The organism is Akkermansia sp. UNK.MGS-1 (assembly GCF_000980515.1).
Lineage (GTDB): Bacteria > Verrucomicrobiota > Verrucomicrobiia > Verrucomicrobiales > Akkermansiaceae > Akkermansia > Akkermansia muciniphila.
In genome coordinates, this window is record NZ_LBCB01000012.1 from 165166 (window position 1) to 171663 (window position 6498).

Annotated in this window: 2 protein-coding genes; both read left to right on the plus strand. The window is 61.2% G+C overall.

Going from position 1 to position 6498, the window contains the following annotated elements:
- The first annotated feature begins 32 nt into the window (after positions 1-32).
- Positions 33-800, plus strand: coding sequence for a succinate dehydrogenase/fumarate reductase iron-sulfur subunit (locus WW58_RS08350; RefSeq protein ID WP_046436827.1), 768 nt, complete (start codon positions 33-35; stop codon positions 798-800).
- A 554-nt stretch (positions 801-1354) separates the two neighbouring features.
- A partial coding sequence (locus WW58_RS08355) for an RHS repeat domain-containing protein (RefSeq protein WP_046436829.1) occupies positions 1355-6498 on the plus strand: 5144 nt, incomplete at its 3' end.

The following is a 6498-nucleotide window of genomic DNA, read 5'->3' on the forward strand; positions in this document are numbered from 1 at the left end:
AATACATTAACACTCAAAAGAAAGATTATAACATGGCTAAAACACTCAATCTCACTCTCAAGGTCTGGCGCCAGGAAAACCGGGAAGCTAAGGGCCGCATTGAGACCTATGCCGCCAAGGACATTCCGGTGGACGCCTCCTTCCTGGAAATGCTGGACATCGTCAATGAAGGCCTGGTCAAGGAAGGCAAGGAACCCATCCATTTTGACCACGACTGCCGGGAAGGCATCTGCGGCATGTGCTCCCTGACCATCAACGGCATTCCCCACGGGCCGGAACGCCAGGTGACCACTTGCCAGCTTCACATGCGCAAGTTCAAGGACGGCGATACCGTCTGGATTGAACCCTTCCGCGCGAAGGCTTTCCCAATCCTGCGGGACCTGATGGTGGACCGCTCCGCCCTGGACCGCATCATCGCCTCCGGAGGCTATATTGACGTGCGTACCGGTTCCGCGCCGAACGCCAACAACATCGCCGTGGAAAAAGTGAAGGCGGACGCCGCCTTTGACGCGGCCGCCTGCATCGGCTGCGGCGCCTGCGTGGCCTCCTGTAAAAACGCCTCCGCCATGCTGTTCACCTCCGCCAAGATCGCCCATCTCAATCTGCTGCCGCAGGGCCAGCCGGAACGTTCCAAGCGCGTCCTGGCCATGATGAAGCAAATGGAAGCGGAAGGCTTCGGCAACTGCACGAACCAGTATGAATGTGAAGCTGCCTGCCCGAAAGGCATCAGCGTGGACAACATCGCCCGCCTCAACCGCGACTTCATGCGAGCCAACGCCAAGGAAGGTCTCTGTTTCTAAAGAAGATTCCTTCTTAAGACGCTCTGTAAAAACTCCCGGCGGCATCGGCTGTCGGGAGTTTTTTTCATTATCAGGTTTCCTTGAACCAGGAATAAAATATCAGACAGTTGCTTCCTCATCGTCGCGCAGCGTAAAAAATAAATGTTACACCGGAAGGTTCCCAGTAATCCAGGAGACCGTACTTGGAAATGCCGGACGAAACCTAAGCAGGCCCCGTCCGACAGCGACGGCCCCATCTTTCTTCGAGAAAGAAAAACATTGATTACAGGAATTGGACTGATGCCCGGAAGGGATGGCCTCCTGTCAAGGGCTCAGCATGAGAGGAAAACATTTTCTAACAAACAGACAACATTGATGTCTATTAAGGGAATGCACTGAACGTAAGAATTATAATATTATCTTTTCGTGTAAAATAATGACCATCTTTTATAAAAAATCAAAAACATACAAATAAAATTCTATCGACACCGACTTCAGATCATACTATTGATAAAACGATCAGGAAAGGGCGGCCCCCCTCGCTTCCTTCATTACCCCCGACTCTTGAATACCTGATGAATCCGCCTCATCGTTCCTCCTCCGTCCATCGTTCTGCCGTTCCCGGCTACCGGAAATGGTACTTTGGAGCCGGCGGCAGCCCCGGCAGGCGGGGCATGGAGGCAGCTCCGGAGCCCGATCCGCTACCGTTTGAAGCGATCCGGATCCATGAGGAAAGAACCGTGGGGCCGCCGAGCACGCCGGCGGACGGCTACAGCGCGCAAGGCACATTCACCATCCCGGAAGGAGCGGAGGGCAAAAAACTTTACGGCACCTGCTCGCTCTTCCTGGGGGTGGACGACTGGGGGAGCCTGGAGGTAAAGGACTCCGGCGGCAACGTGGTGGCGCAGGTGGATCTGAAGGAAAACCCGCAGACGGCGGGCGAGCAGGGCGGGCACAAATACCACACGGGGACCGGCGGGGCGCAGCTCCCCTCCGGCACCTACAGCTGGGAAGTCAGCCAGACCAACATCGACTACAATCCGGCAAGCGGCAACACCTCCATCTGCAACTACAGCATCGACGTGGTGCCGACGGAACCGGGGGGCAGGAAAGAACCCGAACCGTGTCCCTGCGAGGGAGACACGTGCGACAACAGCGGCGGAACGCCGCCCTCCCCGCCGCAGTCCCGGTCGGGCCCTGAGGCGGGCATGGAAAGCGGCGCCCTGGGAAACTACAGCTCGGCGGGGTGCAGCGTGACGGCGGAAAGCACGGCCACGCTGATGTACTGGTCCTGCAACTTCGGAATGTTCCGGGGACTGGGGGGGCTTCCTGCGGGCCGGGTGGAACTGAGGGGTGAAGAAAACGTCTCCGGCCTGGAAAGACCCTCCTCACTGGCCTACAACCATCCCCTGAACAGCCGTCTGGACGTGCCGGAAGGGGGCATTGTCCCCGGAGCACGGTTTAATCTGGTGCAGGGAGACCGGGTAATTGCCATGCGCTGCTACACGGACGGGTCCGTGCTGCCCATCGGGGTGGACACGGGCGGCGGAGGGCGTGCGGCGCTGGCCACGGTGGAAGGACAATCCTGCCTGCGCTGGGTGGTGGAAGACGGCAGCCAATACCTCTTCTCGGCGGAAACGGGAGCGCTCCTCTCCTACACCACCACGGACAGGCAGGTCATCTCCAACGCGTCATCCTATCTGGACGTCAGGCATGCCGGAGACGGCTCGCTGAGGCAAATCTGGAACCTGTGGGACGGCCTGCTCAACGTGGAAAACGTCACCTCCACGGGTTACACCATCGCGCTCTATACCCCTGGGCAAATCACCGGAACGGACGGACAGGGATTTTATACCGTTACGGGCGCTCCCTTGAAAACATTTATTCTTTCCCTGGATGCTGAGGAAAAGTTCACCATCACGGAACAGGCGCCTGCCAGGCAGCCCTACGCCGTCACCTGGTGGAACGACGGCCTGGCGTGGAACATGCGGCAGGGCACGGGGGAAGACGCCGTCACGACCCTCCGCACACGCACGGAACTGGAACCGGAAGACGCGGTCTGGCTCTTGGTCACGGAAACCTCCAAAAACGGAATCGTGGCGGCGCGCACCTGCGCCATCTACCAGACCACGGACGTCGGCGACCTGCTGCTCGCGCTGACGGAAGGCTACGGAAGCCCGGAGGAGCAAACCACGCAATACGCCTACGACCAGTGCGGACGGCTCAGAACGGAAACGGCCCCGGACGGCAGCCAGACTCATGACGCCTATGACCTCTACGGCCGCCTGCTCAGCCGGGACGAACCGTGGGCGGAAAGCGGCAGGCGCATCACGCGCTACACCTATGCGCATTCGGGGGCGGACAACTTCAACGACGAACCGGCCACGGAAACGGCAGACCTGCTTCCGCTGGAAGGACACGTCAAAACGCTGACATCCACCACCTGGAAATACACGACGGCCAACCACATCAAAAGAACGGAACGGCGGGTCACGGGCCTGGGTGTGGCGGGCACGCGCCTGACGGCGGAGGAACAATGGCTGGCCGGAGCCGCCAACATCCATGCCCGCGGACGCACGCGGTTCAGCCGGGACCTCGACGGCGTGCAAACGTGGCACGACTACGCGGCCACGACGGAGCACGGCGCCCTCTACACGGAAACGGTGGAAACGCGCATCAGCGGAGAAGCCGTGCCGGGACAAAGCACGCGCGCCGTCACCTGGATCACGGCGGAAGGGCAGCGCGTCAGGGAAGAAAACTACCTCCTGCTTTCCACCGGGCAATGGGCGCTCACGGGCAGCGCCGTCTACGAATTTGACACGCAGAACCGGTGGGTGAAGCGGACGGCGGGCAACGGCCGGCTCACGGAACGCGAACTGATGTGCGACGGAGGCCTGCTGTGGGAAATCGATGAAAACGGCATCAGGACGGACTACTCCTACGACACGGCGCGCCAACTGGTGGAAGTCACGCGTTCCGCCGTGATGGACGGGGAAACCGTCATCACGCCGGAAACCATCACCACCTACGCCCGGGATGCGGCAGGGCGCGTGCTCTCCACGCGTCAAGACACGGGGGCGATGACTACCCAAGAAAGCACGGAGTACGACTTGCTGGGGAGAATGACTTCCTCTACGGACGTCCTGGGCCGGGTCACTACCTACGCCTACAGCCAGGACGGCCTGACGGTCACGCAAACCGTCCCTTCCGGGGCTACATTCATCACGCGCAGCGCGCCGGACGGAACGGTGATGGAAGAATCCGGCACGGGGCAGCGGCACGTCATCTACGCCATCGACCTGGTCAGCGACGGTGTGCGGACCTTCACGAAAGCCGTGTCCGGGGAAACGGAAACCGAGCTGCAGCGCAGCATCGTCAACGGAGCCGGGGAAACCCTGCGCACGGGCATCCCCAACACCGTCGGCGGAGTCATTTACACGAGGCGCACCTACAACGCCAAAGGGCAGCTGGTCAAGGAACAGACGGACGCGGGCAACGCGGCCACGACGATGGCCCCGACCCTGTGGGAATACGACGCCTTCGGCAACAGAACAAAAGAAACCTGGAAGCTTGCCGATCCGGCCACCGTGTCCAACTCGCGCATCACCGCGTGGAGCTACGGCACGGAACAGTCGGAAGACGGCGTGTACCAGGTCGTCACGGCGACCAGGAACAACGGCCGGGGAACGACCTGCGACGAAACGCAGAAAACGCTTCTTTCTTCCCTCTCGTCCACGCTGGAAAGCAAAGTCATTTCCATCGACCCCAGGGGAAACGCTTCCGAACAATGGAGCGAATACGGCCCGGGCGCCGTCCGGACGCAGAAAAGCAGCATTCCCACTTCCAATGTCATAGCAACGGCCACGGTCATTGACGGGTTCACCGCGTCGCAGACGGACCATGCGGGCGTCACGGCCACGCATACCCGCGCCTACACGGAAACCGGCGTCATCTACTCCAGCACGGACGGCCGGGGCAACACGGTCACGACGCGCACCGACCTTGCCGGGCGCACGATCTCGGTGACGGACGCGGCGGGCAACACGACTTCTACCGCCTACGGCCCCTGGTTTGACCAGCCTGCCGTCGTCACCAACGCCCTGGGCAACACGACCTGCTACGGCTACGACCTCCGGGGCCGCAACACGGCGCAATGGGGAACGGGGACCCAGCCCCTGCTCTTCGGCTATGATGAAGCGGACAGGATGATAAGCCTCACCACGTTCCGGGAGGACGCGGGCGACATCACCGCCGACCCCACGGGACGCACGGACGGGGACGTCACTACGTGGAGCTACGATGACGCCACGGGCCTCGTCACCCGCAAAACCTGGGCGGACGGCACCCATGAAGACACCGCCTACAATGCCCTGAACTTCAAATCCACGCTCACGGACGCGCGGGGGGTGGTCACCACCTGGGGCTACAACTTGAAGAAGGGGGTCAACAACTCCGTCTCCTACAGCGACTCCACGCCCGGCATCCAGTACGCCTACAACCACCTCAACCAGCTGACCCAGGTCACGGACGCCTCCGGCTCGCGCGTCCTCACGTACACCCCCTACAACGAACCGGACACCGACGCCATTACCATCGAAGGAGTCTCCTGCCAGCTCCAGGAACACTACGACACTTACGGACGCTCCTCCGGCTATACCCTGAAACAGGGAACCGGTGTCCTCCAGGAAGCCAGCCAGGGCTATGAAGCCGACGGAAGGCTGGCCAGCGCCGGAATCATGCACGGGGGAACGGAGCAACGCTTCGCCTACGGCTACCTGGCGGGAAGCAGCCTGCTCTCCAGCCTCGCGATGCCCGACGGCATCGTCCGGGAACTTTCTTACGAACAGCGACGTGATTTGCTCAGCGGCCTAGACTGCCGCCTGGGGGAAACCGTGCTGGTCTCCCGCAGCCAGAGCTACGACGCATTGGGACGCCCGGTCACCCGCACCCAGCAGCGGGGAACCGAAGCAACTCGTACTGACAGCTTCAGCTACAACGGCAGAAACGAGCTCACCGGGGCTACTCTGGGAACAGCCCCCTACGGTTACAGCTACGACAACATCGGCAACCGCAAGACGGCGCAGGAACCGGCCCAAGAACTCGCCTACGCGGCCAACGAACTCAACCAGTATACCCGCATTGAAGAAAACGCGGAGGCGCCTTTTGCGCCTCAATACGACGCCTCGGGCAACCAGACGCTCATCAGGACGTCAACGGGCATCTGGACAGTGGCGTACAACGCGGCCAACCGCGCGGTGAGCTTCACCAGCCGGGACGGCGCGACAGTCGTGGAATGCGGCTACGATTACCAGGGACGGCGCTACATGAAGAAAGTAACCCAAAACGGCACGGTCACCAGCCATGAACGCTGCCTGTACCGCGGCTACCTGCAACTAGCGGCGTTGGACATGCTGGACAACCGGAACGTGCTTCGGACACTGTTGTGGGATCCTCTGGAACCGGTGGCCACGCGTCCCCTGGCCCTGGTGCAGGCCGCCTCTCTTTACTGCTATGGATGGGACTTCAACAAAAACGTGACGGAGGTCTTCGACGCACGGGGAACGATCGCGGCAACTTACGACTATTCGCCCTATGGGACAGTTGGCAGCACAGGCAACCTCGTCCAGCCCGTCCAATGGTCCAGCGAGATGAACGACGAAGAACTCGCCCTGGTCTATTACAACTATCGTTATTACAATCCCGCTGACGGCAGGTGGAT

What these genes read in the sequence shown, in the direction of transcription:
- WW58_RS08350 (WP_046436827.1), top strand. Translation starts at nt 33, where the DNA reads ATGGCTAAAACACTCAATCTCACTCTCAAGGTCTGGCGCCAGGAAAAC.